This is a genomic window from Cocleimonas flava (assembly GCF_004339015.1).
In the GTDB taxonomy this organism is placed as follows: Bacteria; Pseudomonadota; Gammaproteobacteria; order Thiotrichales; family Thiotrichaceae; genus Cocleimonas; species Cocleimonas flava.
Genome location: NZ_SMFQ01000003.1, coordinates 455161 through 480653, shown reverse-complemented (window position 1 = coordinate 480653; position 25493 = coordinate 455161). Strand labels below are relative to the sequence as shown.

29 protein-coding genes are annotated in these 25493 nt (G+C 40.1%); 23 read left to right on the top strand and 6 right to left on the bottom strand.

Annotated elements, in window-relative coordinates; genetic code table 11:
• Window positions 1–185 precede the first annotated feature (185 nt).
• A complete protein-coding gene (locus EV695_RS08185; protein WP_131905452.1) occupies window positions 186–503 on the bottom strand; it encodes a c-type cytochrome in 318 nt (105 codons plus the stop codon).
• Between the two features lie 174 nt (window positions 504–677).
• Here EV695_RS08185 and EV695_RS08180 point away from each other — a divergent pair, with 174 nt between their 5' ends.
• Window positions 678–1637, top strand: coding sequence for a 1-aminocyclopropane-1-carboxylate deaminase/D-cysteine desulfhydrase (locus EV695_RS08180; protein WP_207907012.1), 960 nt, complete (start codon window positions 678–680; stop codon window positions 1635–1637).
• A gap of 27 nt (window positions 1638–1664) precedes the next feature.
• Here EV695_RS08180 and EV695_RS08175 read toward each other — a convergent pair whose 3' ends face one another.
• Both EV695_RS08175 and EV695_RS08170 read right to left on the bottom strand, forming a co-directional pair.
• Window positions 1665–2225 carry a lysophospholipid acyltransferase family protein gene (locus EV695_RS08175; protein ID WP_131905450.1) on the bottom strand — a complete coding sequence of 187 codons (561 nt, stop codon included), beginning with the start codon at window positions 2223–2225 and terminating at the stop codon, window positions 1665–1667.
• Between the two features lie 64 nt (window positions 2226–2289).
• Entirely contained in the window at window positions 2290–2664 is a 375-nt protein-coding gene (locus tag EV695_RS08170; RefSeq protein WP_131905449.1) for a hypothetical protein, read from the bottom strand.
• Window positions 2665–3209: 545 nt separating this feature from the next.
• On the opposite strand from EV695_RS08170, the gene EV695_RS08165 reads away from it, so the two are divergent.
• The 22 genes from EV695_RS08165 (at window position 3210) to EV695_RS08060 (ending at window position 23418) form a co-directional block, all read left to right on the top strand.
• On the top strand, window positions 3210–3566 hold the full coding sequence (locus EV695_RS08165; protein ID WP_131905448.1) for a hypothetical protein: 357 nt from the start codon (window positions 3210–3212) through the stop codon (window positions 3564–3566).
• 236 nt (window positions 3567–3802) lie between these two features.
• The gene (locus EV695_RS08160) at window positions 3803–4390 is read left to right on the top strand and encodes an acyl carrier protein phosphodiesterase (protein WP_131905447.1); all 588 of its coding nucleotides are present in this window, start codon (window positions 3803–3805) and stop codon (window positions 4388–4390) included.
• Between the two features lie 174 nt (window positions 4391–4564).
• A complete protein-coding gene (truD, locus tag EV695_RS08155; protein WP_131905446.1) occupies window positions 4565–5629 on the top strand; it encodes a tRNA pseudouridine(13) synthase TruD in 1065 nt (354 codons plus the stop codon).
• Between the two features lie 158 nt (window positions 5630–5787).
• Window positions 5788–6570: a lytic transglycosylase domain-containing protein gene (locus tag EV695_RS08150; protein WP_131905445.1), complete on the top strand. Its 783-nt coding sequence runs from the start codon at window positions 5788–5790 to the stop codon at window positions 6568–6570.
• Between the two features lie 295 nt (window positions 6571–6865).
• Complete coding sequence (locus EV695_RS08145; RefSeq protein WP_131905444.1) at window positions 6866–7537, top strand: riboflavin synthase; 672 nt, start codon at window positions 6866–6868, stop codon at window positions 7535–7537.
• Between the two features lie 4 nt (window positions 7538–7541).
• Window positions 7542–8648: a bifunctional 3,4-dihydroxy-2-butanone-4-phosphate synthase/GTP cyclohydrolase II gene (gene ribBA / locus EV695_RS08140; protein WP_131905443.1), complete on the top strand. Its 1107-nt coding sequence runs from the start codon at window positions 7542–7544 to the stop codon at window positions 8646–8648.
• 133 nt (window positions 8649–8781) lie between these two features.
• Window positions 8782–9255 carry a 6,7-dimethyl-8-ribityllumazine synthase gene (gene ribH / locus EV695_RS08135; RefSeq protein ID WP_131905442.1) on the top strand — a complete coding sequence of 158 codons (474 nt, stop codon included), beginning with the start codon at window positions 8782–8784 and terminating at the stop codon, window positions 9253–9255.
• 175 nt (window positions 9256–9430) lie between these two features.
• Window positions 9431–9883 (top strand): transcription antitermination factor NusB, encoded by a 453-nt coding sequence (gene nusB, locus EV695_RS08130; protein ID WP_131905441.1) that lies wholly within the window; start codon window positions 9431–9433, stop codon window positions 9881–9883.
• 3 nt (window positions 9884–9886) lie between these two features.
• Window positions 9887–10945: a thiamine-phosphate kinase gene (thiL, locus tag EV695_RS08125; protein WP_207907011.1), complete on the top strand. Its 1059-nt coding sequence runs from the start codon at window positions 9887–9889 to the stop codon at window positions 10943–10945.
• A complete protein-coding gene (locus EV695_RS08120) occupies window positions 10932–11498 on the top strand; it encodes a phosphatidylglycerophosphatase A family protein (protein ID WP_341539029.1) in 567 nt (188 codons plus the stop codon). Before thiL ends, EV695_RS08120 begins: the two co-directional genes overlap by 14 nt.
• Before the next feature lie 178 nt (window positions 11499–11676).
• Window positions 11677–12234 carry a phosphoribosyltransferase gene (locus tag EV695_RS08115; RefSeq protein ID WP_131905440.1) on the top strand — a complete coding sequence of 186 codons (558 nt, stop codon included), beginning with the start codon at window positions 11677–11679 and terminating at the stop codon, window positions 12232–12234.
• Window positions 12235–12445: 211 nt separating this feature from the next.
• Complete coding sequence (locus tag EV695_RS08110) at window positions 12446–13252, top strand: ABC transporter ATP-binding protein (RefSeq protein ID WP_243651536.1); 807 nt, start codon at window positions 12446–12448, stop codon at window positions 13250–13252.
• Window positions 13252–14034 carry a lipid asymmetry maintenance ABC transporter permease subunit MlaE gene (mlaE, locus tag EV695_RS08105; RefSeq protein ID WP_131905439.1) on the top strand — a complete coding sequence of 261 codons (783 nt, stop codon included), beginning with the start codon at window positions 13252–13254 and terminating at the stop codon, window positions 14032–14034. Before EV695_RS08110 ends, mlaE begins: the two co-directional genes overlap by 1 nt.
• A gap of 26 nt (window positions 14035–14060) precedes the next feature.
• Window positions 14061–14522 carry an outer membrane lipid asymmetry maintenance protein MlaD gene (gene mlaD / locus EV695_RS08100; RefSeq protein WP_131905438.1) on the top strand — a complete coding sequence of 154 codons (462 nt, stop codon included), beginning with the start codon at window positions 14061–14063 and terminating at the stop codon, window positions 14520–14522.
• Window positions 14523–14621: 99 nt separating this feature from the next.
• Entirely contained in the window at window positions 14622–15251 is a 630-nt protein-coding gene (locus EV695_RS08095; protein WP_131905437.1) for an MlaC/ttg2D family ABC transporter substrate-binding protein, read from the top strand.
• Between the two features lie 47 nt (window positions 15252–15298).
• The gene (locus tag EV695_RS08090; RefSeq protein ID WP_131905436.1) at window positions 15299–15658 is read left to right on the top strand and encodes an STAS domain-containing protein; all 360 of its coding nucleotides are present in this window, start codon (window positions 15299–15301) and stop codon (window positions 15656–15658) included.
• Between the two features lie 162 nt (window positions 15659–15820).
• Complete coding sequence (murA, locus tag EV695_RS08085; protein WP_131905435.1) at window positions 15821–17074, top strand: UDP-N-acetylglucosamine 1-carboxyvinyltransferase; 1254 nt, start codon at window positions 15821–15823, stop codon at window positions 17072–17074.
• Between the two features lie 38 nt (window positions 17075–17112).
• On the top strand, window positions 17113–17742 hold the full coding sequence (gene hisG, locus EV695_RS08080; protein WP_131905434.1) for an ATP phosphoribosyltransferase: 630 nt from the start codon (window positions 17113–17115) through the stop codon (window positions 17740–17742).
• Window positions 17743–17871: 129 nt separating this feature from the next.
• The gene (locus tag EV695_RS08075) at window positions 17872–18951 is read left to right on the top strand and encodes a 3-deoxy-7-phosphoheptulonate synthase (protein ID WP_131905433.1); all 1080 of its coding nucleotides are present in this window, start codon (window positions 17872–17874) and stop codon (window positions 18949–18951) included.
• Window positions 18952–18985: 34 nt separating this feature from the next.
• Window positions 18986–20284, top strand: coding sequence for a histidinol dehydrogenase (hisD, locus tag EV695_RS08070; protein WP_131905432.1), 1299 nt, complete (start codon window positions 18986–18988; stop codon window positions 20282–20284).
• Window positions 20285–20686: 402 nt separating this feature from the next.
• Window positions 20687–21301, top strand: a complete 615-nt coding sequence (locus EV695_RS08065; RefSeq protein ID WP_131905431.1) for a hypothetical protein — start codon at window positions 20687–20689, stop codon at window positions 21299–21301.
• 104 nt (window positions 21302–21405) lie between these two features.
• Window positions 21406–23418 carry a GlyGly-CTERM sorting domain-containing protein gene (locus tag EV695_RS08060; RefSeq protein WP_131905430.1) on the top strand — a complete coding sequence of 671 codons (2013 nt, stop codon included), beginning with the start codon at window positions 21406–21408 and terminating at the stop codon, window positions 23416–23418.
• Window positions 23419–23535: 117 nt separating this feature from the next.
• Here the strand turns inward: EV695_RS08060 and EV695_RS08055 are convergent, their stop codons facing one another.
• The 3 genes from EV695_RS08055 to EV695_RS08045 form a co-directional block, all read right to left on the bottom strand.
• Complete coding sequence (locus tag EV695_RS08055) at window positions 23536–23988, bottom strand: hypothetical protein (RefSeq protein ID WP_131905429.1); 453 nt, start codon at window positions 23986–23988, stop codon at window positions 23536–23538.
• A gap of 66 nt (window positions 23989–24054) precedes the next feature.
• Complete coding sequence (locus tag EV695_RS08050; protein ID WP_131905428.1) at window positions 24055–24543, bottom strand: DUF1841 family protein; 489 nt, start codon at window positions 24541–24543, stop codon at window positions 24055–24057.
• A 14-nt stretch (window positions 24544–24557) separates the two neighbouring features.
• Window positions 24558–25430, bottom strand: a complete 873-nt coding sequence (locus EV695_RS08045; RefSeq protein ID WP_131905427.1) for an SGNH/GDSL hydrolase family protein — start codon at window positions 25428–25430, stop codon at window positions 24558–24560.
• Window positions 25431–25493: the final 63 nt, after the last annotated feature.

Here is a 25493-nt window from a genome sequence, read left to right as displayed (position 1 = left end):
TGTTAATACCTGTAGTTTGACTCTATCTGATAATTTTTCAACTGTGTATTCGCCTTTGGGGATACTGTTTTCACACCCTAACTATTTATAGTAGGCAGTAAACACCTAACCTTAATGATGTTTACTGCTTGTGAAAAGAACGTCTGGATTATAAAAAAATAATATGGGCTTTGACGGTAACTGGCTTATTTAGATGCGTTTTTGACCATATAATCAACCGCAGCTTTAACATCATCATCAGAGATATCAGCACGTCCACCTTTAGCCGGCATCGCTCCTTTCCCTTTTAATGAAGTGGTATATAGCGCTTCGATTCCGGTTTCAATGCGCGGTGCCCAGGCTTCTGCATCTCCAAATTTAGGGGAACCCGCAATACCCGCATCGTGGCAGACTTTGCATGCATCGTCATAGGTCTTCTTACCTGCATCATCTGCGGCAAAAGCGTTAACAGATAACAAAGTGTATGTACTTAAAAGGATGGTTTTGATCGTTGTTGTTTGCATAAAGCAGTCTCCTGTTTCTAATTTTAGTAGCGATTAATGAATGAGATTAAGCATGGTAAATTAGCGATATTTTCTATTTGTAATACCGTTAAAATACGTAATCTATTAGCACTGTCAAATCCCATAATAAAATGAAAGGTATTTTAATTAATTATTTTAATGACCAGTTTAGATATGTATAAGCGTCCTTTGCGTGTGGAGCGTGTGGCGCTGGACGTTGCAAAAAATGCCGGAGTAGAGCTATTTATGGCTAGAGCAGATGAAATTCATCCGCTTGCCAGTGGAAATAAGTTTTATAAGTTAAAACCGCATTTTGATTACGCTAGAAAGAATGGTATCGAACAACTCCTTAGTTTCGGTGGCGCTTTTTCTAATCATATTCATGCCTTGGCATTGATGGCTAATGAATATGATTTTCAGAGCATGGGAATTATTCGTGGTGAGGCTGAATACGCAAAAAACCCAACGCTCACCGCAGCGCGAAATGCGGGTATGACTTTGGAATTTGTCACCCGAAAAAACTATAAGCTTCGTGATGATGAAAATTATTTAACTGCATTGGGCAAACGATTTCCACAAGCGTTGATTATTCCTGAGGGTGGAAGTAGCCCTCTAGCTGTTGCGGGTTGTACAGAATTAAGCAAAGACATCAACGCACAACATAAAAGTGATATTTTGACTATTGCCAGTGGTACGGGAGCTAGTTTTGCGGGTTTGGTCTGTGGTCTAGAAGAAACACAACAGGCTATTGGCTATGCCGTTTTAAAAGATCAATCACTCGAGGAACGCATCGCATCATTCATTGCGGCTGAGAATGCAGAGGCTACACATTTTAATAGGTATTCAATCGTGCAGGCAGACTATGGTGGATATGCAAAATTTGATGATACGCATCTTGTGTTTATTCTTGATTGGTTAGAACAAACAGGTATTTTATTAGATCCGATTTATACCAGCAAAATGTGCCGGCGTTTAGTCGAACAAATAGTTGCCTGCGAATTTGCCAGGGGAACATCCATTACCATGGTGCATAGCGGCGGCTTGCAAGGTTGGTTTGGGATGCAGGATAACGTCATGAAACTCGCGGGTGAATCCAGTTGGCATCGTATTCAATCTTATCTGCAAGACAAATAAAATATGCCCCAAAGTAGGGGGGTGGCTTTACTCTTTTTTCAGTTGAACAGGGCCCTGATTCTGAGGTCGTTTACCTTTAATATCTTTGTAGAATTCAGCGATAATTTTCATGTCGGCATCAATGTCTCCGCTTGGATATAAAACCTGAGAAAACCCCATAGTGCGTTTTTCGTAATCGATATAAGCCATACAAATCGGCACATTTGCCGATTGTGCAATATGATAAAAACCACTCTTCCAATGATCTGTTTTAGAACGGGTGCCTTCTGGTGAAATAGTAAGCACCATCTCATCCGCTTCGTCGAATCTGGTGGTAATCTGTTCGATGAAACCTTTCGAGCTTTTGCGATCTACCGGTATCCCGCCAAGTGCAGTAAACAAGTAATGAAAGGGTCCCCAAAACATTTGAATTTTAGCCACCCAGTGAATTTTTAAATGGAGTGTCCAGAAGGTCAGCATAGTCAACGGAAAGTCCCAGTTGCTGGTATGAGGTGCGCCAATCAACACGTATTTTTTTTCTTTCGGTAAAACAATATCAATTTTCCAGCCAATAAGTTTCAATAACTTTTTAGCGAAAGATTTAAGCATTCTGGTTCCTTGTAATGTTGTATTTCTGGTGTTGTAGTCTTCAACAATTTCTTGTAGATTATTTTTATATGACCAAACTCGCTAAACCTAATAAGCAGACAGCTGCAAAAAGAGACGTGGATGGAAATCTAAACGGGTTTATCTTTCCTTTAATGGCAACACTAACACTTAGCAGGGAAAAGGCACCAGTAAGAATTGTTAAAAATACAACTAATTCTGGTTTGTCTGGGTGTAATGCCACATAAGCATATCCGCCCCCCATTAACAAAGTGAAAATGGTAGTGATGTGCCAAGTGTAATAGTTAAGCCACTTTGATGCTATGGGAAGTTCTTTACTTTCTAATAATGGTTTTGCTACACGTGGACCACCTACAAAAGTATGGATTGTAAATGTAAGAAAACTGACAGCAACAGCTAACCATAATAGATAAATTTGCATAAATATCTCGTTTTAAGATTATCTCAAATACAGACAATGAACGGCTAATAGAGTGAAGGTCACCCCCCTACTTATAGGCACTTTTTTATTAAAAGATTAATCGCATCATACTATAGAAAATAAGCAGATTAAAAAATTGGCCCAAAGTAGGGGGGTGACTTTTAATAAAACTAATATGTCATCAAATGTTTTTACTTTTTGTGAATTTAATCACAGAAAATATTGAGGCGTTCATTTAGTATCAATAACCTAATCAATGAATCCTTACAGTGCGATTGATTAGATTCTTTGAAAAAAATCGAGTTTACGTTATGCAAAGTAAACAATATATTTTTACAGCAATAGCATTATGGCTTCCCTAAAGTTTGTGTGTAACGGTTAATCTCTTGAGAGCAGCCGGGTGATTTTGTCGCTTGAATAAGCAACGATATAATTAGTATTAACAGCAAACTACATGTGTAAGCATATTGAGTAAAAGTTAGTAGAATAGTTGAATAACTCTTCAGGAAGCTATAAGCACTTTTCATTATACGAGGAGACTTATTATGAAATTGTTTAAAGGTTGTATTCCAGAAAAAAACGTTAATGTAAGCAAATTTGGGGTGGGGGCAATCCTGGCATGCATGTTTATGTTTAATTCAATGAATGCTGCTGAATATAGCGGCTTGTTACATAGCCCATTCATACAAAAAGTTAAATGCGAGTTAAAATGTACATCAAACGGAGCGGGTGGAAGCGATTGTGTTTTTGTACCTGCTGGTTGTAATAATAAGAGCGATTTAAAGCTACCTAATTCCAGATTAGATTCAGTAACAAATCCAAAATTAAGTAATCCCAAGCTTGTTAATCCAAAAAGAAATTTATTACCGGGTGATCATTTTCAACCTAAAAAGATAAAATAATAAAAATAATTTAAAGCGCACCATGCAAAAAAATAGAAAGTATCTATTTGCATGGTGCGCTTTCTGAAGTGCAGGAATATATGGTGGGCTATCTACTGCCTTAGCTGAGCAAAAATTCAATATCATTAAAAAACTCATTCAAAGTAGGGGGTGGCAATTGATATGTTATAAATCTTCCCTATCATATTTCATGAACATAACTTACAAGCCTGTTACAGCTTCTGTAAACTACAGCAATGAATTACCTTTCTCATTTATTTTTGTCTCAACCTACCATTGAATCGCGCGTTGGAAATCTATTAGGTGACTTTCGTAAAGGAGTTGATATTCAGGCTTTGCCAAGTAAAGTTGTCTTAGGTTACGACAATCATCGACTGGTCGATCGGTTTACTGATAGTCATCCCAAGGTTCTCGATTTAAAAGCCTTAATTTCTCCACAAAGAAGACGTTTTGCCGGCATTATGCTTGATATGGTGTTTGATCATTTCTTGATTGTGCACTGGGAACGTTTCGATGTGCTAAGTTTTGAAAATCGTCGAAACATTTATTATCGAGACTTAGCGGCGGGTAATCATCTGATGCCTGATCGTATGCAACGCGTCACTACTAACTTAATCGAGAATGATTGGTTTTCTGCGTATTCAGAATTAGATGGGGTTGGTTATGCGCTTGATCGTATCTCAGAGCGTATTCGTTTTAAAAATGATTTCTCTGGATCAATAGATGAGTTAAAAATACATAAAAACCAGATAGAAGATGTTTATTTGGATTTCTTTCCTCAGCTACTGGAAGAAGTTAAGAATCAAAGTATTGAGCAAACCTGATAAACGCTTTAGAGTTGAGTAACGGGATTCCTAATAAATTAACAGTTCTCGGTTTATATTAAAAAAGTGCCTCAAAGTAGTGGGGTGCCTTTCACTATTTGTCAGTTAAATAAGCTATTAATTAGTTATCAATTAGTTATCAAGAACGGCCGTATCACTTTATACTCCCCGCCCATGACTGACTTAGATAAAATTTCCTTTAACAAGGTTAACAAAAACAGCACGCTTTCCGGGCTTATTCGCAGTACTGCGTCTGATTTTCAAGTGGATGAGATTCAGCAATTTTCACCGTCAGGCATTGGTGAACACGTGTGGTTGCACATCAAAAAAACTGGTGAGAATACTGACTGGGTGGGTGGTTTGTTAGCGAAAGCGGCTGGTGTTCCACGTCGGGATGTGAGTTATGCAGGTTTAAAAGATCGCAATGCGGTAACAACGCAATGGTTTAGTGTGCAAATGCCGGGACGAGAAGCGCCTGATTGGCAGGCGTTACTGCCAGAATCGGTAGAAGTATTAGCAGAGAAACGTCATGATAAAAAGCTCAAGCGTGGGGCGTTGATTGGTAATAAATTCACCTTGAAGCTAAGCGATTTCAAAGGCGAAGAATCAGAGTTAGCAGCAACCATTGAGCGTATCAAACAACAGGGAGTGCCTAATTATTTTGGTGCTCAACGCTTTGGTCATAATAATTACAATATCGAAAGAGCTGAAAAATGGTTTGCGGGTGAATTTAAGTTTAAAGACCGCGCTAAACGTAGTATTTATTTATCTTCAGCGCGTTCGTGGATTTTCAATCATATTCTTTCGGCGCGTATAGAGGCTGATAACTGGAACAAAGCTGTTGAAGGTGATGTGTACATGTTGAATGGTTCTAAATCATGCTTTTATGAGGCATTGAGCGATGAGATTATTCAACGGGTTGATAAACACGATTTGCATCCTACCGCAGCATTGTGGGGACGTGGACGTTTAGCAACTCATGATGAAACTTTAGGTTTAGAAACAGAAATTGCAGATACTTTTAAAAGCCTGTGTGATGGATTGGAAAGAAATGGCTTAAAACAGGAAAGACGCGCGATGCGAATTAGCGTAGAAAACCTAACTTATGCGTATCTTGATAAAGATGGTAATAGCCACAATGATAGTGATGAAGCAGGGAGTACGGTAGAATTATCCTTTGCTCTACCAGCCGGTTGCTACGCAACATCTGTATTGGCTGAAATAGGAAGTTTTGAATAATAGGGGTTTATATTTTAGCTTGGCGGGATGTGAAACACTGACTAAACGAACTTTTTATGGCCAAAGTACACTATAATATAAGTACCCCCTAATTTAGCTAAATCAACAAACCCAAACCAAGTAATCTAATTCATAAACGAGCCCAGCCCTAAATATTCATGTTTTTAACGTATTACAAACAGTTATCTATTGCATTGCTGATGAGTGTTAGCATGCTTCCAGCTGTGGGTGCAAATCCTGCTAAACAGCCTGTTATAGATAAAAACATGAAATTGGCGATGTTAAATTTAACCCGCAATAATGCTGTTGTGCACCCTGCGGCAGCGGCGAAACCAGCTAAGAATAATTCTAAAAAGATCGTCAAAAAGGCTCAACCCAAACTGACATTTCCGGATAATTGCATTAGCTGGAATGCAAGACAGGTTCATGCAAAAGCCGATCAATACGATACACACATTACAAAGTATGCGAAAAAGCATAATGTGGATACCAATTTAGTCAAATCGATTATTACAGCTGAATCGTGTTTTAAACGTAAGGCATTATCTTCAGCGGGCGCTCAAGGCCTGATGCAATTAATTCCCGATACGGCTGATCGTTTTGGTGTTACCGACAGTTATGATCCGCAACAGAATATTCGCGCTGGTGTTAAGTATCTGAGATTTTTACTGGATCGGTATAAAGGCAATATTGAGAAAGCCATAGCAGGATACAATGCGGGTGAAGGCGCGGTTGATAAATACAACGGAATTCCACCTTATAAAGAGACTAAGCAATACGTGAAGAATGTGCTTAGGATCTATGCTGTGCTCAATCCCGATTTTGATAAAAAAAGAGTAAAGGCTGTTTACCAACCACCCAAATTAGGCGCAAAGCCGGGTAGACATGGTTGGCAGTTCAATCGCACTTTGGCGCCGCATCTTTACAAAAAAATGAAGTGATTGTTTGTTCTTCTTTCTTTTCGCTTTTTTCAATTCGTTTTTTAGTCTTCTAGCGCTTTATTCAACCCCTCTATTAGTCACCTAATTCCCTTCCAGCCTGACTAATCAAATGAATTCAATTCACCTCATTGATTAAAATTTGCATCACTTTTAAGGCATTCTATTGCTAAATAGTCATCTCTCGGGCTTTCTATCTTAATCTAGCTAGGTGATAATACTTCACCCTCGCATTTTGACGCGATTTTTAACCTTTTTAAATCATAAGAAATCATTCTTAGGAAGTAAAAATAAACTCATGTTTACAGGCATTATTCAATCAATCGGTACTATTTCAGATCTTCAGCCTAAGGGCGGCGATGTGTCTCTGGTTGTAAACACCGGAAAGCTGGATATGGGCGACGTTGAGTTAGGCGATAGTATTGCCGTCAACGGTGTGTGTTTAACAGCAGTTGCTATGACTGAAAATAGTTTTACGGCGGATGTCTCTAGAGAGACACTTTCACTGACTTCATTGGGTGGTTTATCAAAAGGTTCTCCAGTTAATCTGGAAAAGGCATTAACCCTGAATACCCGTTTGGGTGGCCATCTGGTTAGTGGGCATGTGGATGGTCTGGGCGAAGTTGAATCTCGACGAAATGATGGTCGTTCTGAGCATTTTCGTATCAAAGCTCCCGATGATCTGGCACGTTATATTGCCGCCAAAGGATCAATTACCATTGATGGCGTTAGCCTTACTGTGAACCGTGTTGATGGTGTTTATTTTGAAATCAATATCGTCCCACATACCTTGCAAGAAACTGTTATCAGTGATTATCAAGCAGGCACCAAAATTAATTTAGAAGTTGATGTTATTGCCCGTTATTTAGAGCGTTTGTTACAAGGCGGCGCGCTGAATGAAGGAAGTGCAAAAGGATCAACTATTACAGAAGAATATTTAGCCGAAAACGGTTTTGTAGCGCGAAGTTAATTATATGAATTTTAATAGCATAGAAGAAATAATAGAAGACCTTGCCGAAGGCAAAATGGTCATTATCGTTGACGATGAAGATCGTGAAAACGAAGGTGACTTCTTAATGGCTGCTTCTAAAGTTAGAACGGAAGATATCAACTTTTTCGCCACTTATGGGCGTGGTTTAGTCTGCATGCCTATTACCGCAGAGCGTTGTAAGCAGTTGGCACTTCCGTTGATGGTTGCTGAAAATAATGAAGAATTCAGCACCAACTTTACCGTATCTATTGAAGCGGCTGAAGGCGTTACTACCGGTATATCAGCTTACGATCGTGCCTTAACAATTCGTGCAGCAGTAGCACCTGATGCTACCAGTAAGAGTATTGTGCAACCTGGTCATATTTTTCCATTAATGGCACAACCCGGCGGTGTGTTAACGCGCGCGGGTCATACTGAAGCCGGTGTTGATCTGGCGAGATTAGCCGGTCTGGAACCTGCAGCTGCCATTGTTGAGATTTTGAATGAAGACGGTAGCATGGCGCGCCGCGATGATCTTTTTAAAATTTCAGAAAAGCATAATATAAAAATTGGCACCATCGAAGAACTCATTCGTTACCGCGTGCAGAATGAAAAAACCATCGTACGTAAGCACGAAGCAGAATTGAATACAGAGTTTGGAAAGTTCAAAGTTATTGGGTATCAGGATGAAGCAAGCCAACGTTCACATCTTGCCTTGGTAAAAGGTGAAGTCAAAGAAGATGAACCAGTATTGGTGCGTGTACATGTAGAAGATACCTTATGCGATATGCTCTCACTTCAGGAAGAAGGCTGTTCATGGCCGTTACGCGATGTGATGCAAATTATGGAACGTGAAGAGCAGGGAGTAATCGTTGTGCTTCGTGGTACGGGGTCAGAGAGCTTCCTTGATCGTCTAAGAGAAATCGATATCAATCATGAGCAACAAGCTGAATACGATGAATCATCGCCTACCGCATTAAAAACCTTTGGTATTGGCGCACAGATCTTAAGTGATGTGGGCGTGACAAAAATGCGCGTAATGAGCGCGCCTAAGCATTTCCATGGTCTGGCTGGATTTGGCCTAGAAATCGTTGAGTATGTATCTGAGTAAAGCAGATTTATTATAACTGCTAGAATACGCTCTAAAACAAAACACACCCCCCTACTTATAGGCACTTTTTTTAGGTTATTATAAGTCTGCACGAAGTAGGGAATGAATAAGATAAAAGTATAGGATCAAAAATATGAGTTCAATTAAAGAGTTTGCCGGTGACTTCAACCCTGGGAAAGCTAAGTTTGGTATTGCCGTTGCACGCTTTAACTCGTTTATCGTAGAAAGTCTGGTCGAAGGTGCAGTTGATACCTTACAACGCCACGGTGTTGCAGACAAAGATATTGAAATCGTTCGCGTGCCGGGTGCATTCGAATTGCCAGTAATGGTTCAGGCAATGGCGAACAGCGCAAAATACGAATCAGTGATTGCTTTAGGTGCGGTCATTCGAGGCAGTACACCTCATTTCGATATTGTGGCTGATGCGTCAGCAAAAGGTTTAGCAACAATCGCACTGGATACAGGTTTACCGATTATCAATGGTATTTTAACCACTGATTCTATCGAGCAAGCCATCGAGCGTGCGGGTACCAAAGCAGGTAATAAAGGTGCAGAAGCCGCAGTTACTGCTATCGAAATGACTTCTTTACTGAAGAAGTTTAAATAACTGCAAATCAAACTTATGAAAGGCTAGTTACTCTTGAATGTTTAACAATCAGAGTGGCTAGTTAATACAGTAAACAATGTTCTGTACAATGTGCGTTACAATGTTTCTGTTGTAATCAAGGTAGTCTCTAATTTACTTTGATATGTTCTTTTAAATAATAAATGAAGTCGTAATAATGCCTGTTGATAAGAAAAACCAATATATTTCTGAGCGTCGTGTAGCACGGAAATTAGCCCTAATCGCTGTTTATCAATGGCAGATGACTCAGAATTCGTATGAAGATATTTATCTGGGTTTGCAGGAAGATAAAGATCTATCAAAAGATATGCGCAAAGCAGATATGGCGTATTTCCAGTCTCTGGTGCAATACACCATGGAAAACAGTGAGAAACTGGATGGCGAGTTCAGTCCTTTCCTTGATAGGGAAGCAGATCACCTCGACCAGATAGAAAAAGCAGCTTTACGTATAGCAACGTGTGAATTGCTTAATCAGCCAGAAGTACCTTATAAAGTGGTAGTTAACGAGTCTGTAAACTTAACCAAAAAGTTTGGTGCAGATCAGGCACATAAATTTATCAATGGTGTTTTGGATAAGCTGGGAAACAAACTTCGCCAACAGGAAAACTAATCCTTGGGTGAGTTCGATCTAATTGAAACCTATTTTCGCTGGGATAATGAATCAGATTTTGCCAGCGAAGAGGGTAGTTTCAGTGACAACTCTAATGTAGAAGATAACGGTGTGAAAATCGGTATCGGCGATGATGCGGCAGTCCTTCAGTTAGAACACAATCATCAATTAGTTACCTCTATAGATACACTCATATCGGGTGTTCATTTTCCCGAACAAACATCACCAGAAGCAATTGGTCATAAAGCACTTGCGGTCAATTTAAGTGATTTAGCGGCGATGGGTGCCAAAGCAAAATGGTTTACCCTGGCTTTAACACTTCCAGGTACAGATCATGTATGGCTAAAGGGATTTAGCTCGGGGTTAAAAAAAATAGCCAATCAACATTCTGTGAGTCTGGTGGGTGGCGACACTACCCGTGGTCCTCTCGCAATCAGTATTCAAGTCATGGGTACGATAGAAAATAATCAATCCTTACTTCGCAGTGGTGCGCAGGCAGATGACAAAATATTTGTCACAGGAACACCTGGAGATGCGGCTGTGGGTCTAGCTTCAATTCAAGGCGTCTTAGATAGCGATAATCTGATCTTGTCGAGCGAAGATAAAACCATTTGTGAAGCAAGATTGAATTATCCGACGGCGCGACTCAAAGAAAGTGAAATCATTAAGGAATATGCAACCTCATGTATTGATGTTTCAGATGGCTTATTGCAAGACTTGGGGCATATTTTAAAAAAATCCAAAGTGTCTGCTGTTTTAGATCCAAAACAATTACCACTGTCAGAAAGTCTGCAAAAAATGCCGCAAGATACAGCCATCCACTATGCATTAAATGGTGGCGATGACTATGAGCTACTGTTTACTGTTCCCGTCGATAAATGCGAAACTTTTATGCAGGCAGTCAGTGAAAAAATAACAACCCGTGTAACCATGATTGGAGAAATCACTTCCAATTCTGTCGATGAAAAGCAAGAGAGTAGTGTTATTCTAGATCCACAAGGCTTTAATCTACGTGGCAATGGATACAATCATTTTAATGACGATGTGAATGACGGTTCTTAGTCAAAATAAACAGCGATACGAGAAATTAACAGGAAGCAATAACCAGTACATGACCAGTAAAAATCCCAAAATACCTGCTTTAAACCGCAAAGTGATGACAAATCCTGTGCATTTTTTAGCGTTTGGTTTTGGTAGTGGTTTAGCGCCTTTTGCACCAGGAACGTTTGGTACTTTAATGGCGATTCCCCTTTATTTGTTACTACAAACTCAATCGCTTCCCATCTACTTGGCGATTTTGGCGGTTGTATGTGTTGTTGGTGTCTGGATTTGTGATAAATCGTCTGCATTACTGGGAGTGCATGATCACTCGGGTATTGTCTGGGATGAGTTTGCAGGGTTCTTTGTGACGATGATTGCAGCACCCGCAGGATGGTTGTGGATTGTCATTGGTTTCGCCTTGTTTCGCCTGTTCGATATCTGGAAGCCTTGGCCGATATCCATTCTGGATAAAAAAGTTGAAGGTGGTTTGGGTATCATGATCGATGATATTGTGGCCGGTATTTATGCTTTAGTATGTTTGCAGGTGATTTATTACATCTCAACTCATATTTAGTCCTTAAACAAAGAGTCGAACTCCTTCTGTCTGGCTCTTTATGTAATATCACAGTCTAAAAATCGCTATTTGGTCTTTCTTATCTTATTATTCGCTTTTTTCTAAGCTATTTTGTTCCTGAATTACTATGACAACGTGTTTGTCGTAACATCAAATGCCTTAAACGAGCCGCAATTCCATGAGTAAATATTACATTTCCGCCGATGAACTTTTATTGGATTCTTATAAACTGGGTGCCAAAATTTTTGATAGCGGTTTCAGACCCGATTTTATTGTAGGTGTTTGGCGAGGTGGAACACCAGTAGGGATAGCCGTTCAAGAAGTGCTTGAGTATTTAGGTTCTCCATCTGATCACATCGCGATCCGCACATCTTCTTATTATGGAATTGGTAAGCAGAAAAAAAAGGTCAGAGTGCATGGTCTCGATTACATCATTAAAAACATCAACTACGAAGATCAGTTATTGCTTGTCGATGATGTATTTGATTCAGGCAGCAGCATTCAGGCGATTGTGGATACCTTAGATAAAAAATCCAGACGTAATACACCTAAAGACATACGTATTGCCACACCCTGGTATAAGCCCAATAACAATAAAACCGACCGCGTTCCTGACTATTTTTTGTATGAAACAGAAGAATGGCTCGTTTTTCCGCATGAATTACAGGGATTGACCGAAGAAGAAATCTTTGAAAATAAGCCAGGTGTAAAAGAGATTTTGATGAATAGAGCTTAAGTACTTTAAAAAAGTCGCTATAAGTAGGGGGGTGTATTAAATGAATGGTTTCAATGCCTAATGTCATATTTATTACACGCTGTCTGGTAAAAAATGATAAATATCCGTATCATTCACGAAAAAATTGATATCGCCATATAAATAGTTGTTTATATGGCTTTTTGTTTTACGTAAACACTACTATTTAAATAGTCAAAACAGGCAATATACTGTGTCAGATTCGTTAGTCAGCATTCGAGATGTTCATTTTTCATGGAACCCAAGCCGTGAAATATATTCGGGTGTCAGTCTGGAAATTCCAGAAGGCAAAATTACTGCCATCATGGGACCAAGTGGCACAGGTAAAACTACCTTGTTGCGTTTGATTGGCGGTCAGTTACGTCCAGGTAGCGGTAATGTCGAAGTAGCTGGTCAAGAAATCCCTGAGCTTAATAGAGAGCAGCTTTATAAAGCTCGTAGACGCATGGGTATGTTGTTTCAATCTGGTGCCTTACTTACCGATTTGAGTGTTTTTGAAAACATCGCATTCCCGATTCGAGAACACTATGATTTCACTGAATCGATGATACGTGATTTGGTTTTGATGAAACTCGAGCTTGTAGGTCTACGAGGCGCTAGAGATTTAATGCCTTCAGAGCTATCAGGTGGCATGAAACGTCGTGTGGCTTTGGCAAGAGCAATTGTATTAGATCCATTGCTTATGATGTATGACGAACCATTTACCGGACTTGACCCTGTTACCCTTGGTACGATTGTAACGTTGATTAAAGAGCTAAACGAATCCCTCGGCCTTACCAGCGTGATTGTCTCGCATGATATTGGTGAGACCTTCTCTATCGCAGATCATGTTTGTATTTTGTCTGAAGGAAAAGTAGTAGCTGCCGGTTCTCCTGATGAATTAATGAACTCTGATTCTGAATTTGTACAACAGTTTGTAAATGGTAAACCTGATGGTCCGATGCCATTTCATTACCCAGCGGGTGATTACACAAAAGATTTATTGGGAGGAGACTCCTAATGTTAGATTTATTGCAAAGATTTGGCGCTCATATTATCAATACGGTTTCCAGTCTTGGACGCGCCACGATATTTCTGTTTAATGTGTTACTGGGTTTAAAAGACGTATTGCTCAGACCTAAAGTATTTATACGTGAGCTTTATTCGGTTGGTGTACTGTCGATGCTCATCATTATATTTTCTGCGATTTTTGTAGGGATGGTAATGAGTTTATTGGGTTACATTACCCTGGTAGATTTTGGTGCGGAAGAGTCACTGGGATTATTAGTATCTTTATCTCTAATTCGTGAATTAGGCCCAGTGTTGAGTGCCTTGTTGTTCTCAGGACGAGCAGGGTCAGCATTGACCGCCGAGATTGGTTTAATGAAAGCCACTGAACAGCTTGCCAGCATGGAAATGATGGCGGTTGATCCGGTGAGAAGAATTATAGCCCCACGTTTTTTTGCGGGTTTGGTTACCTTACCGATCTTAACGATTATCTTTATGGCGGTCGGTATCTATTCGGGTTATCTCGTGGGTAGCGTTTGGCTAGGTGTTGATGAAGGATCGTTCTGGTCACAGATGCAGCATAAGGTAGAATTTAGACACGATATTGTGAATGGAATTATTAAGAGTGTTGTATTTGCATTCGTAGTGACATGGATTGCGGTCTTCCAGGGGTATAATGCGATGCCTACATCGGAAGGTGTGAGTAAAGCGACGACAAACTCCGTGGTTTATTCAGCTTTAGCAGTATTAGCGTTAGATTTTGTTTTAACAGCGCTAATGTTTTCGAATTTTTAAAAAAATAATTATTGATAGGTTTTATTATGGGTTCTTCAAGAACAGCTGAAATAACAGTAGGTGCTTTGTTTGTACTAGGCATTCTGGCGCTTTTTGCATTGGCAATGAATGTTAGTAACTTATCCAGTTTCAGTGCCGAAAAGGGGTTTAATGTCTCCGCAAAGTTTGGCAATGTTGGTGGGTTACAAACCAAAGCAAAAGTCACTTTATCTGGCGTTACCGTAGGTCGTGTGACAGAAATCTTTTACGATAAAAAATCATTTAGAGCGACAGTAGTTATGGCGATTGATCCGCAATACGACTACTTGCCAGAAGACACACAGGCGAGTATTTACACCGCTGGTTTACTTGGTGAGCAATACGTTTCCTTAGAGCCTGGTGCTGAAGAAGTATCATTAAAAGAAGGCAGTGTGATCCAATTGACACAATCAGCCGTAGTATTGGAAGAAATAATTGGAAAAGTTCTGGTTAGTCTGACAACGAAATAAATGTCAATTAATGTAACTTTTTGTAACTAAAGAATAATTGGTGAACTTTAGTCTCTGTATAGAAACTAATAAGTACCGAATATAAATAGGAAAAATTTAATGATTAATGTAATCGCTAAGCAAGTTATGGCACAAACCAAGAAAATAACAATGTTGCTAATGCTTGTCACTTTCACGACCTCAGTATGGGCGAATGATGTTGATGTGGCTGAGAAAAAAGTGGTTGATGTAACAAGTAAAATTGTTCATTTGCTCGAAGTCAACGACGCACAATACAGCCGTGATATCAATGCGCTGAATGCGATGGTAAGAACAGAAATTTTACCTTTAATCGATTTCGAAGCGATGTCTAAGTTAACGCTTGGTCAACACTGGAGAACGGCAACACCACAACAACGTCAGCGTTTTATAAATGCGTTTCGTGAAATGCTAGTAAAGAGCTATGCCAAGTCGATGCTTAAATACAAAGGTGCCGCTATTAAGGGTGTAAACTCTGTGCCAAATAGTAAACCTGGTTACGTGCTTGTGCGTACCGTGGTAACGCCTAAAGGAGCTGCTCCAATTAAGGCTGATTACAGCGTACGTAAAGTGGATGGTATCTGGAAAGCGTATAATGTAGAAATTGCGGGTATTAATTTAATCACTAATTTCCGTACAAACTTTACACGTGAAGCCAGTACTAAAGGTTTAGAATCACTTATTGCTAGAATCGAAAAAAGCGGTAGCTAAAAATCATTTTAGTTATTATTTTCTGAATACGAAAAAATAAACGAGCTATGAATAGTCAAAATAATCGATCTATAGATACCAAATCATCAGAAAAAGTATCAGAAAAAGTATCAGAAATAGTAAGCAGCGATAATGGTTTCAAAATTACAGGAGCACTTGTTTATTCAAGTGCTTCTTCATTACTAGAAAAAAGTATGCGCTTAATGAAAAGCCAGTTTAAAAATGAAGCAACAAGTTTTAATTTTGACTGCTCGGAAGTGACACGTATTGATAGCGCGGGTATAGCCTTGTTAGTCGAATGGAAAAGAACCTGTGATCAGAATAATAAGCAGTTTTCACTGACAAATCTCCCAGATCAGGCCAAATCATTGGTCGAAACTTACCGTTTGGAAAAACTACTTCAATAGAATATCTCCTGGCATTTCGCCAAAACAGTTCCCTACAATACTCAGAATTTAAATTACCTCTATTTAATAACGGATTTTAACGCATTAATCACGTATTAAAGGTGCATTTAATGTACATAATTCGTTATTATGCACCCTTTTGGTTTTAGGGCTGATACGTTCATGCAGGTTTTCCAGATTGAAGGTGGTACACCGTTAGAAGGTGAAGTTGTAATCTCAGGTGCAAAGAATGCTGTTTTGCCTTTACAGGCAGCTGCATTATTAGCCGATGGCAAGATGACAATTCGAAATGTTCCGCGTCTAAAGGATGTTGCTACATTGGCATCTTTGCTTGAAGGTATGGGCGTCACGGTCAATATCGACAAAGACAATAATATCACCACTGATACGTCTACGATTAAAAACCAGGTTGCTCCTTATGAACTCGTCAGAACCATGCGAGCTTCTATTTTGGTACTTGGACCACTCGTTGCTAAATACGGTTACGCTGAAGTATCTCTCCCAGGTGGTTGTGCCATCGGAAGTCGTCCGGTCAATATCCATTTGACTGGTTTAGAGGCTATGGGTGTTGAGATCACTGTCGATGAAGGTTTCATCCGTGCTAAAGCGGATAAGCTAACAGGCGCAACCATTGTGATGGAAGCCGTTACCGTAACAGGTACTGAAAACTTGTTGATGGCTGCAGTATTCGCAGAAGGTACGACTATTCTTGAAAATGCAGCTCGTGAGCCAGAAGTTGTAGATCTCGCCAATTGTTTGATCGCCATGGGCGCTAAAATATCTGGCGCTGGCACAAATACTATTACAGTAACAGGCGTAAAGAAATTAAAAGGTATCGAGTATTCGGTACTGCCAGATAGAATTGAAACAGGTACTTATCTGGCAGCTGCAGCCATTACTGGTGGCAAAGTTAGATGTGTTAATGCAGCGCCTGAAACACTGGATGCTGTTTTACAAAAGTTTAGAGAATGTGGCGCAAGTGTCGAAGTCGGAAAAGACTGGGTTGAATTAGACATGCGCGGCCGCAAATTAAAAGCTGTAGACATTCGAACTGAACCACATCCGGCATTTCCTACCGATATGCAAGCACAGTTCATGGCAATGAATTGTGTATCAGAAGGAATTGGAGTGGTAGTAGAAACCATCTTCGAAAACCGAATGATGCACGTTGCAGAGCTTATGCGTATGGGGGCAAATATTCGCCTTGAAGGAAATACGGCAATAGTTGCAGGCATGCCTTCATTAAGAGGCGCTCCGGTAATGGCTACTGACCTTCGTGCATCTGCCTGTTTAATTCTTGCAGGTTTGGCGGCTAAAGGCATAACCATCGTTGATCGTATTTATCATACGGATCGTGGTTATGAAAAGATTGAAGAAAAGTTGACCAAGATCGGCGCCAAGATCAAGCGAAGTTAGTAACCTTTATTTAAATTTAGATAGATATAATTCATCTCATGAAAGAAACCTTAACAATAGCACTATCCAAAGGCCGTATTTTTAAAGAGACTATGCCTCTTTTAGAAGCCGCTGGTATACAAGCACTGGATGACCCGGAAACAAGCCGTAAGCTGATTCTGGATACCAATCATGATGATGTGAAGTTAGTCATTATCAGAGCTACCGATGTACCAGTATATGTACAATACGGTGCCGCTGATTTAGGTGTTACAGGCAAAGACGTGTTAATGGAACACGGTGGTGAAGGATTATACGAAATGCTCGACTTAAAAATCGCGCGTTGTAAATTAATGACGGCAGGTTTTGCAGATAAACCGTTACCTGAAGGTCAATTAAAAGTAGCTACTAAATTTGTGAATTGCACACGTAATTATTTTGCTGAACAAGGTCGTCAAATTGAGTTGATCAAACTTTACGGTTCTATGGAGCTCGCTCCGATCGTTGGTCTTGCAGATATTATCGTGGATGTTGTTGATACTGGTAATACCTTAAAAGCGAATGGTTTAGTGCCGTTGGAGCACATGGCTGATATCAGTTCTAGAATCGTTGTTAATACAGCATCGATGAAAACCAAACACCAAAGATTAAGCACTTTGCTTGATCAGTTGAAACAAGCGGTTAATTAAACGCGTTAGCAAATTTTTCGTTGAAATATCCGTTAAATTATTCGTTGAATTAAAGACAAGTGAAACAGAAACAATACACAAAGAATACAGAACCACACACATACAAATTACTTAAGCGAAACTATCACTATGAGTACAGAAACTAAATACCAAACAGACGATTTACGTATTATGGGCGAAACAGAAGTACATTCTCCGGCGACATTATTAGAGGATTATCCTCTGTCAGATAAAGCAGCAGAAACAGTCTTTACCGCGCGTAATATGACTCATGATATTTTGCATGATAAAGATGATCGTGTTCTGGTAGTGGTTGGTCCATGTTCTATACATGACCCTAAAGCAGCGTTGGAATATGCTGCACGCCTGGCAAAAATGCGTGAAGAATTAAGCGATGATTTGCACATTGTGATGCGCGTTTATTTTGAGAAGCCTCGTACCAGTGTCGGTTGGAAAGGTTTGATCAATGATCCTGACTTAACAGGTAAATTTAATATCAATAAAGGCTTACGTGTTGCGCGTAGTTTATTAAAAGATCTAGCAGAGCAGGGTATGCCAACTGCGACAGAATACCTGGATTTAATCTCACCACAATATGTGGCGGATTTGATTTCATGGGGCGCTATCGGTGCACGTACTACAGAATCACAGGGTCATCGTGAATTAGCGTCTGGTATGTCTTGTCCAATCGGTTTCAAGAATGGCACTTACGGTAATCTAGATATTGCTATTAATGCAATTAAATCAGCTTCGCATTCGCATCACTTCATGTCTTTGACTAAAGCAGGGCATTCAGCGATTTTTACCACAAAAGGTAATGATGATTGTCATATCATTTTACGTGGCGGTCGCCGTCCGAACTATGATGAGGTGAGTGTCTCAGAAGCACTAGGCCAACTAGAGAAAGCGGGTCTGAGCAAAAAACTCATGGTTGATTTTAGTCATGCTAACAGCAATAAAGACTTCAATAATCAGCCAAAGGTTGCGCATAATATCGCCGGACAAATTGCTCGTGGAGAGCATGGAATCTGCGGTGTGATGATCGAAAGTCATTTGGTTGAAGGTAATCAGAACGGCGAAGGCAAAAACCTCGACGATCTAACCTATGGACAAAGCATCACAGATGCTTGTATTAATTGGGATACGACTGAAGCAGTATTGCGTGAGTTAGCAGAAGCTGTTGCAAAGCGTCGTAGCTTGAGTCAGTAAAAATACATACTGAAACGTATAAAACAGAAGAAATATTATGGATATCCAACGATTAAACACAAACGAAACTGATTTCTGGAAGAAGCTTGATAAGCGTCTGGCATGGGATAGTGAGTCTGATCATAGTGTTATCGAAACGGTTAACGGAATCTTGGCCGATGTTAAATCTAATGGTGATAAAGCAGTCATTGAATACACCAATAAATTTGATCGCATGCAGGCAACCTCATTTGCAGAGTTAGAGATTCCACAATCTCGCTTACAGGAAGCACTTGAAAATATTACCGCAGAGCAAAGAACGGCTTTAGAAAAAGCAGCAGCCCGCATCAAAAGCTATGCTGAACACCAAACCATGGATTCATGGAGCTACACCGAAGAAGATGGTACGGTGCTAGGTCAGCAAGTTACTGCGTTAGACAAAGTGGGTCTCTATGTACCCGGTGGTAAAGCCGCTTATCCTTCATCAGTATTGATGAATGCGATACCTGCAAAGGTTGCGGGTGTACCTGAGTTAATCATGGTTGTACCGACGCCTGATGATGAAGTAAACGAATTAGTATTTGCTGCTGCTGCGATATCCAATGTCGATCGTGTATTCTCGATTGGTGGTGCTCAGGCAGTTGCTGCATTGGCGTATGGTACCGAAACTGTACCGCAGGTTGATAAAATCGTTGGCCCGGGTAATATCTATGTGGCGACAGCAAAACGCATGGTATTTGGCACCGTGGGTATCGATATGATCGCAGGTCCATCTGAGATTTTAGTGGTTTGTGACGGCAAGACAGATCCAGACTGGATTGCGATGGATTTATTCTCGCAAGCGGAACATGACGAAGATGCACAATCTATTCTGGTTTCACCGGATGCGGATTTCATCGAAAGCGTTATGCAAAGCATCGACAAGTTGATTGAAGAGATGCCACGAGCCGATATCATCAAGGCGTCATTACAAGGCCGTGGTGCGGTTATTCAGGCGAAAGATATGGATGATGCAATCGAGATAGCGAACTATATTGCTCCTGAGCATTTAGAGCTTTCTGTCGATAATGCAGAAGAAGTGGCTAAGCGCATTAAACACGCTGGTGCGATCTTTATGGGTCGTTACACGGCTGAAGCCTTAGGTGATTACTGCGCTGGTCCGAATCATGTACTGCCAACATCAAGAACTGCTCGTTTCTCATCACCGTTAGGGGTTTATGATTTCCAGAAGCGCTCTTCACTGATTGGTTGTTCTGCCGATGGTGCATCCGAGTTGGGTAAGATCGCTTCGACATTGGCTCATGGCGAAGGCTTAACGGCTCATGCGCGTTCTGCTGAGTATCGAATCAAGTAAATAACCAGTTCAGCTTAATTTAAGCCACCTCCCCACTTACAGGTACTTTTTAAAAAGTGCCTGTAAGAGGGGAGGTGGCTTTTTTTATGGGTAATTTAAATCTAAATAGTATTACGCTTGTTTCTCTATCGTTTCTAAGTAGTTTATTAACTATCAGTTTAAGTCATTCTTTTTAAATTATTCTTATCTGTATATTCAGTATTACTCTATTTTTATTAATTTACATGCAATAGATAAATAACAGTTTTTATATAGCTTTTGTGCTATATCTATATTTAAAGCTCATACTTACTTATTAATAAAAATAAAAATACAGATGATTTCAATATGAGCCAGCTGTTTATAGTGAAAGGAAAGAGAATCAAACTATAAATTTTTTTGCGAGATAAAGAGAAGATAATAATGAAAATTAAATCAAAATTTCTAAGTACGCTAGTGCTTGTTCCATTGTCATTTGGGTTACCTATCCAAGCCGATCAAGTCATTTCAGATGACCTAATAGTGCAAAGTAGTCTTTGTGTAGGCGCTGAATGTATCGAAAATGAAGAATTTGATTTTGACACCATCAGACTCAAAGCAACTAACCCACAAATCCGTTTTCAGGATACTAGTACTTCTGCATCATTCCCAACAAATGACTGGCTCATGGGAGTTTCTAACGATACTGATAATATCAGTATATTTTCTATTACTGATGTAGATGCCGGCAAAGCAGTTTTAAGATTGAGCGCTGCTAGCAATGGTGGTGTTGCCTTGGGTGCTGATGCAGAATTGGTCGATGATACTGTTTCAGTTGGTTCAACGGGTAGTGAACGACGCATTATTCATGTCGCACCAGCCACAATGCCAACGGATGCAGTTAATAAAGCGCAGTTTGATGCTTTTACAACAACAGCTACTGCAGCAGTTAACGCACAGATTACTGCTTTTGATACTGAACTCACTACGTTACAAGATGAAATAACGACTCTCACAACTCGTTTGAATGCTCTCGTTACGCGCGTCGATAATTTATAAACGACAGCTTATATAACGTTTCTTTTTTCTCTCATCGATTAAAAAACATATCGATAAGGGTATAAAAAAGAGCAGAAAATTCAAAGAGAGAATGGAGAATACAGATGTTATTTTACAATAAAGTAATACAAATAAAAATTTGCCTACTGCTATTACTTATCCCCTTTTATGGCGCAATAGCCGATCAAGTTATTAATGATGATTTAATACTCAATAATGTGAGTGATGGCACTGCCCCAGCTTATGATTGTAGCGCAGGGGTTACACTGCCTTATGATTCTACAACAAATTCTTTTGATACAAGTTCAGTTGGATCAGTAATACCCGTAGGTGATCCATTAATAATTGCGACCCCAATTGCATGTACAACAGTTGCTGGGGTTTTTACTTGTGAATACAGTTGTTCTACCCCTGATGCATCAGCCTGTATTGGATTTGATTGTGCCGATGGTGAAGTATTCAATGGCGACACACTTAGACTAAAAGAGAATAATCTACGCATTCGTATGACAGATACGGCTGCAGCTGCTGGTTTAGGGCAAAGCTGGAATCTTGAAGCAAATTCATCTAGAGATACAGAGCCGTCTTATTTTGATATACAAGTAAAATCAGTTACTAAAGATAAAACTAGATTAGTAACTGCTCTAGATGGTGTGGTTCCCTCTTATGATTGTTCTGTTCCTGCAAATATTTTTTCTCCAGCTCCCGATAATCTACCACCTGTGACAGGAACAATTCCAATCGGTCAACCATTTATAACTCCGGTACAAGACCCTGCAACTTGCGTTTTCTCAGGAGGCAATTACACCTGTTCTTTTATATGTGACCCTGATGTAGATTTTGAAGTTCAGTCAGCCCTTATGTTTGGTACAGCAAACCCTGCTAATGACCTAGGTAACAGTATTGCTATTGGTTCCTCAAGTGAATTTGAGGTAAATACCGTTTCGGTAGGTAAGGCTACTTTATTACGTCGTATTGCTAATGTAGCTGGGGCAATAGATGCTACTGATATTTTAACCCTCGAACGACTTAATGATTATTCTGTCGTCGAAGATCAAATTGCCGCTGCAGCATTATTAAAGCAAAAAGTAGATGTGATGAATGCGCAGTTAGATACATTAACTGCCCAGATAGATATCATTGATTTAGACGATGATGATGATGGCTTCTCCGACTTTGATGAAGCTACGTGTGGCTCTGACCCACTCAATATTTCAGATACGCCAACGGATACTGATAACGATAAACTATGTGATGCTGGCGTCGACGCTGATGATGATAACGATACTTTCTCTGATGTTGATGAAGGTATCTGTGGTACGGATAGTTTAGATAACACGTCAGTTCCACTAGACACAGATAATGATGGTATGTGTGATGATGGTGTCGATGCAGATGATGATGGCGATAATGTTCCTGACGCTAATGATGCTTTCCCATTAGATAAGAATGAATCAGTAGATACTGATGGCGATGGAACAGGAAATAATGCGGATACAGATGATGATGGTGATGGAGTACTTGATATAAACGATGCATTCCCACTTGGTCCAACTGAATCATTAGATACTGACGGTGATGGTATAAGCAATTTGGCTGATGACGACGACGATAATGACGGTGTTGCTGATATAGATGATGCTTTTCCATTAGATAAAAATGAATCAGTCGATACCGATGGTGATGGCACGGGTAATAATGCTGACCTCGATGATGATAACGATAATGTCCCGGATGTTGATGATGCATTTGCCTTAGATGCGACTGAGTCGATAGATACCGATGGTGATGGAACAGGTAATAATGCCGACACTGATGATGATGGTGATAATGTACCAGACAGAGATGATGCGTTTGCTTTAGATGCTTCTGAGTCGGTTGATACTGACGGTGATGGAGTAGGTAACAATGCGGATACTGATGACGATAATGACGGTGTTTCAGACGATGAAGATGAGTTTCCTTTAGATCCATCGAAATCGTCTAGCGATGCATCAGATTCTACTGATGATGAAACCACGAAAAAGGGCGGTAGCATGAACTTCTTAGGTTTATTGTTACTTGGCGTGATCGCCTTATTACGCAGGCGTTATCTAGAGTTGAGACACAGTAGTTAAGCTTTAGATTAGATAAATAGTCTTAAGCCACCTCCCCTCTTACAGGCGTTTTTTTAAAAAGTGCCTGTAAGTGGGGAGGTGGCTTTTTGTTTTATGGTCTATAGCTAAAATAATGAGTTAGTGAATAACAACCGCTTTTCCATCCCTTTTAAGCACTTTTATTCGATCGCCAACTTTAAAAATTTCTTTGGTTGATTGTGTAATTGCTACCGTTTCACCCATATCTTTTTTAACGATTAATTCTTGCGCGGTTTTGTCTTTGGTCGCGTTGCGGTAGAGGGTGCTTAAGGTTTTTAGATCAATAGATCCCTGAATTCCCGAGGTTCCACTTGAATCTACATTCACACCAACATTACCGTAGGAGTGAATCGGTTCTGGTGCTACCTCTATAATTCTGACGGCTAAAACAATGCCCGTCTCGATTTTTTGTTCAACACTGACTGGAATAGCGTCATCTACTTTGCTTTTAGCGGAATCAGTCGTTGTACTGGATGAACTAGAACAAGCACTAATTATCAATAATGAAAGTGCATAAAAGCTACAACGTGTGATTGTTTTAGTGTGTGTCATGTTTGCATATCGCTTAGTTAGATTTAAGGTTACAACGAATACAATTTTCAATGGAGGTGAATGAGTTTAGTCTTTATTCGTCCGAAACTTTTCTTCCATCTTACCCAGACAATCCAGATAGCTATTTTCATCAGGCGCGATATTATTCTGCTGTGCCTGCCACATCGCTTCTGATAAACATTCCATCATTTCATGCTCGGTATCGTGTACTCCTTTTAAGGCAACCAAACGTTGATAAAGTTCAGCGATGCCAACAGGGCGGTTAGTCGTTACTTGCTCTCGAATACCCAAGTGCATGCCCATGTGTAAAAAAGGATTATTTTCTCCCATCTCCGGCAAATATTCGGCGTTAACACTGGCTTCTTTGTTTTCTAACAAGCCATGATATTCTGGGTGCTCTTTGATGACCGCGGTGACTTGCTGTTCGAGGTCGGTCAGCGTCTGTTGTTGTTTGAGGTGTTTATCCCAGGTATCGCAATAAAACTGACGCAGCTGTTCGCGTTGTTGTTCGTATTGGTCGGATGAAGTTGTATTTGAAGCGTTGTCAGAAGACATAATTACCATAAAATTTAATGAATCGCGTTGATCATTTTAAGCTTTTGTTCAATTTTATGCGCAATTTTTTTATAGCCTTTTTTATTCGGATGAATCTCATTCATCCAGTCGCCACTTTCACCTGTGCTATCCAGTGCAGCTCGCGTGAGTAGATGGCGCGTATCAACCACGTGAAAATTAGCGATAGGATTTACACCATTTTCCAGACTCAAAAGTCGCTCGGAGAGTTGATCGAATAAATAATCACTCAATGTTTGCCAGTCCGTTTTTGGGATCTCGGCATTTTTCATACAGGGATAAAGCCAGGGACCAAGCAAACCTACGCCAAAGAAGCGTGCAGGTGCATCGCGTGGTGTTGGGTAATCGTAGGTATGTAAGACGATTGGAATGACGTGATTGCCACGAATAGCCGCCAAACGGCGGAAGTGGTTTTCGATATTTTGCAGAAAGTTATTCACTTCAACCTGTTTACAATAATCGGCAGGTTTACGGATAGTTTCTCCCTGCCGTTCTAAGCGATTTTTAATTAAAGTGCGTGCTTTATCGATGAGGTCATTGCCCCCAGCACTCAAAATTATCGCATCCCATGGGGTCGTAGTATGTTCTTCAATGGCGAATTTAAACGACTGATCGCGTGGCATCGAAGAGATATGTTTGATGGTGTCGCCAGGTTCAGCGAGATTCAGAATCAACACTTCTTCGCTAAAACGCAAGGTATATAGGATATTGGTAAACCAGGGGTATTGTAGGCTTTGACCGCCAATAGTGAACCAGGAGTCGCCTTCTGCAATGATGTTGCGTTTATTAAAAATAGGGTCACAGAAAGTGTCTGTCACTTCTGCTTCATAGACATCATGGTAATCACAGATATTCGGACGTTTAGCCATAGTGACAAAATATCTTATATGCAGACGGAGTTCTGTGAATAAAGTCACATTTCGCTATACCGC

Bases quoted from the DNA above. Each gene is read 5' to 3' on its own strand.
- EV695_RS08185 (WP_131905452.1), bottom strand. From the start codon at position 503: ATGCAAACAACAACGATCAAAACCATCCTTTTAAGTACATACACTTTG.
- EV695_RS08180 (WP_207907012.1), top strand. From the start codon at position 678: ATGTATAAGCGTCCTTTGCGTGTGGAGCGTGTGGCGCTGGACGTTGCA.
- EV695_RS08175 (WP_131905450.1), bottom strand. From the start codon at position 2,225: ATGCTTAAATCTTTCGCTAAAAAGTTATTGAAACTTATTGGCTGGAAA.
- EV695_RS08170 (WP_131905449.1), bottom strand. From the start codon at position 2,664: ATGCAAATTTATCTATTATGGTTAGCTGTTGCTGTCAGTTTTCTTACA.
- EV695_RS08165 (WP_131905448.1), top strand. From the start codon at position 3,210: ATGAAATTGTTTAAAGGTTGTATTCCAGAAAAAAACGTTAATGTAAGC.
- EV695_RS08160 (WP_131905447.1), top strand. From the start codon at position 3,803: ATGAATTACCTTTCTCATTTATTTTTGTCTCAACCTACCATTGAATCG.
- truD (WP_131905446.1), top strand. From the start codon at position 4,565: ATGACTGACTTAGATAAAATTTCCTTTAACAAGGTTAACAAAAACAGC.
- EV695_RS08150 (WP_131905445.1), top strand. From the start codon at position 5,788: ATGTTTTTAACGTATTACAAACAGTTATCTATTGCATTGCTGATGAGT.
- EV695_RS08145 (WP_131905444.1), top strand. From the start codon at position 6,866: ATGTTTACAGGCATTATTCAATCAATCGGTACTATTTCAGATCTTCAG.
- ribBA (WP_131905443.1), top strand. From the start codon at position 7,542: ATGAATTTTAATAGCATAGAAGAAATAATAGAAGACCTTGCCGAAGGC.
- ribH (WP_131905442.1), top strand. From the start codon at position 8,782: ATGAGTTCAATTAAAGAGTTTGCCGGTGACTTCAACCCTGGGAAAGCT.
- nusB (WP_131905441.1), top strand. From the start codon at position 9,431: ATGCCTGTTGATAAGAAAAACCAATATATTTCTGAGCGTCGTGTAGCA.
- EV695_RS08120 (WP_341539029.1), top strand. From the start codon at position 10,932: ATGACGGTTCTTAGTCAAAATAAACAGCGATACGAGAAATTAACAGGA.
- EV695_RS08115 (WP_131905440.1), top strand. From the start codon at position 11,677: ATGAGTAAATATTACATTTCCGCCGATGAACTTTTATTGGATTCTTAT.
- mlaE (WP_131905439.1), top strand. From the start codon at position 13,252: ATGTTAGATTTATTGCAAAGATTTGGCGCTCATATTATCAATACGGTT.
- mlaD (WP_131905438.1), top strand. From the start codon at position 14,061: ATGGGTTCTTCAAGAACAGCTGAAATAACAGTAGGTGCTTTGTTTGTA.
- EV695_RS08095 (WP_131905437.1), top strand. From the start codon at position 14,622: ATGATTAATGTAATCGCTAAGCAAGTTATGGCACAAACCAAGAAAATA.
- EV695_RS08090 (WP_131905436.1), top strand. From the start codon at position 15,299: ATGAATAGTCAAAATAATCGATCTATAGATACCAAATCATCAGAAAAA.
- murA (WP_131905435.1), top strand. From the start codon at position 15,821: ATGCAGGTTTTCCAGATTGAAGGTGGTACACCGTTAGAAGGTGAAGTT.
- hisG (WP_131905434.1), top strand. From the start codon at position 17,113: ATGAAAGAAACCTTAACAATAGCACTATCCAAAGGCCGTATTTTTAAA.
- EV695_RS08075 (WP_131905433.1), top strand. From the start codon at position 17,872: ATGAGTACAGAAACTAAATACCAAACAGACGATTTACGTATTATGGGC.
- EV695_RS08065 (WP_131905431.1), top strand. From the start codon at position 20,687: ATGAAAATTAAATCAAAATTTCTAAGTACGCTAGTGCTTGTTCCATTG.
- EV695_RS08060 (WP_131905430.1), top strand. From the start codon at position 21,406: ATGTTATTTTACAATAAAGTAATACAAATAAAAATTTGCCTACTGCTA.
- EV695_RS08055 (WP_131905429.1), bottom strand. From the start codon at position 23,988: ATGACACACACTAAAACAATCACACGTTGTAGCTTTTATGCACTTTCA.
- EV695_RS08050 (WP_131905428.1), bottom strand. From the start codon at position 24,543: ATGTCTTCTGACAACGCTTCAAATACAACTTCATCCGACCAATACGAA.
- EV695_RS08045 (WP_131905427.1), bottom strand. From the start codon at position 25,430: ATGGCTAAACGTCCGAATATCTGTGATTACCATGATGTCTATGAAGCA.